Source organism: Blautia sp. HCP3S3_H10_2 (assembly GCF_052122375.1).
Classification (GTDB): domain Bacteria; phylum Bacillota; class Clostridia; order Lachnospirales; family Lachnospiraceae; genus Blautia_A.
Genome location: NZ_JBQKCL010000039.1, coordinates 1 through 1,827, shown reverse-complemented (window position 1 = coordinate 1,827; position 1,827 = coordinate 1). Strand labels below are relative to the sequence as shown.

At 44.2% G+C, this 1,827-nt stretch carries 1 protein-coding gene; it reads left to right on the top strand.

The window, feature by feature from the left end; genetic code table 11:
- The first annotated feature begins 82 nt into the window (after positions 1–82).
- Positions 83–1,659, top strand: a protein-coding gene (locus ACTQWB_RS18605; protein WP_441502913.1) for an IS3 family transposase whose coding sequence is annotated in 2 segments (ribosomal slippage) — positions 83–545 and positions 545–1,659 — 1,578 coding nt in all. Because the reading frame shifts where the segments join, the coding sequence is not laid out codon by codon here.
- Positions 1,660–1,827 lie beyond the last annotated feature (168 nt).

Here is a 1,827-nt window from a genome sequence, read left to right as displayed (position 1 = left end):
CCCTGTGTGTTAGGATAATTGTCAGTGAAAGATAATTACTTTTGTGGTAGTATATAGCTATCACAGGAAGGGAGCTTTCACTATGAACTATAGTCCAGAATTAAAGGATGCACTCCTCAGGAGAATGCTTCCACCAAATAATGAATCCATTACCAAGATATCCAGAGAAGAAGGTATCTCTGAACAGACACTTCGCAACTGGCGGGATAAAGCCAGAAAGGAAGGCTATGCTGCTCCTGGTACGGATGCTGTTCCGGATGACTGGAGTACACAGGATAAATTTTTAGTTGTTGTTGAAACAGCAAGCATGAATGAAACGGAGCTCGCTGAGTATGCCCGTAAAAAAGGGCTTTATGTTGAGCAGATCAAAGCTTGGAAAGATGCCTGCATGAATGCAAATGGCGGTATCGCTAAAGAGGCTTCCCGGCTTAACCGTGAACTCAAGGATTCTGAAAAGGAACGCAGAAAACTTGAAAAAGAATTACAGCGCAAGGAAAAGGCTCTTGCAGAAGCAGCAGCTTTACTTGTACTGTCAAAAAAAGCAAATGCGATCTGGGGGGATCCAGAGGACGAATGATCAGCGCCTCAGACCGCAAGAATGCTGTATTGCTGATCAATGAAGCCATTACATCGGGAGCGTCCTGTAAAAAGGCATGTGAGCGTCTCGGAATCACGGAACGGACTTTCTACCGTTGGAAGAAGCGAAAGGCAGATACGGATTCCTATGAGGATGGACGTCCCTCAGCAGATCATTCAGATCCTGCCAATAAGATACCAGCAGAGACACGTCGGGAAATCGTAAATATCTGTAACAAACCAGAATACGCCAGCCTGGCACCATGTGAGATCGTTCCGGCATTAGCCGATGAAGGTATCTATATCGCTTCTGAATCAACTTTTTACCGTGTGTTGAGGGAAGAAAAAATGCTGAACCACCGTGGACGCAGCGAAGCACCAAAACACAACCGTCCATCTACATACAGCGCAACAGGTCCGAATCAGGTGTATATGTGGGATATCACATATCTGAATGGTCCACATAAGGGTATGTTTTACTATCTGTATCTTTTCTCAGATCTTTACGATAGGAGTATCGTTGGCTGGGAAGTCTACGAGGAAGAAAGTGCCGACTATGCCAGCAGTTTGATTAAAAGGATCTGTTTAAAACAAGGGCGGCTTACTACGGAGCCATTAGTCTTACACTCTGATAATGGCTCACCCATGAAAGGCGCTACAATGTTGGCGACCCTGTATCAGCTTGGTATAACTCCTTCAAACAGCAGACCGCGTGTAAGCAATGATAACCCCTATGCCGAAAGTCTTTTCAAAACGTTGAAATATCGTCCTAACTATCAGCCCAAAGGATTTGAAACATTGGAAGAGGCTCGGGAATGGGTCAGCTTGTTTGTAAAATGGTATAACCACGATCATCATCACAGTGGTCTAAACTTTCTTACTCCTTATCAGCGCCGCAGCGGATCGTCTGACAAGATACTGTCTAAACGTAAAGAAGTATACGAAGCTGCTAAAGCAGAGCATCCAGAACGCTGGAATGGACGTGCAACCCGTGACTGGAGTCTTCCGGATACTGTATATCTGAACCCGGAAAAGGTACACGAACAATCCGAAAAAGCTGATGAGCAGATGGCTGTTTCATAAAAATCTAATCATTCAAAATGATGGTGATCAGGCAGGATTCTGTGCCTGACGTGATTGCCAATAAACGTAGATAATTTATTGATACTCACGTCAGGTACAGAACAATATCTGATGACCTGCAAGAACAAAAAATAAATATTTTACTGACAACTACCTTGACAGTCAGCG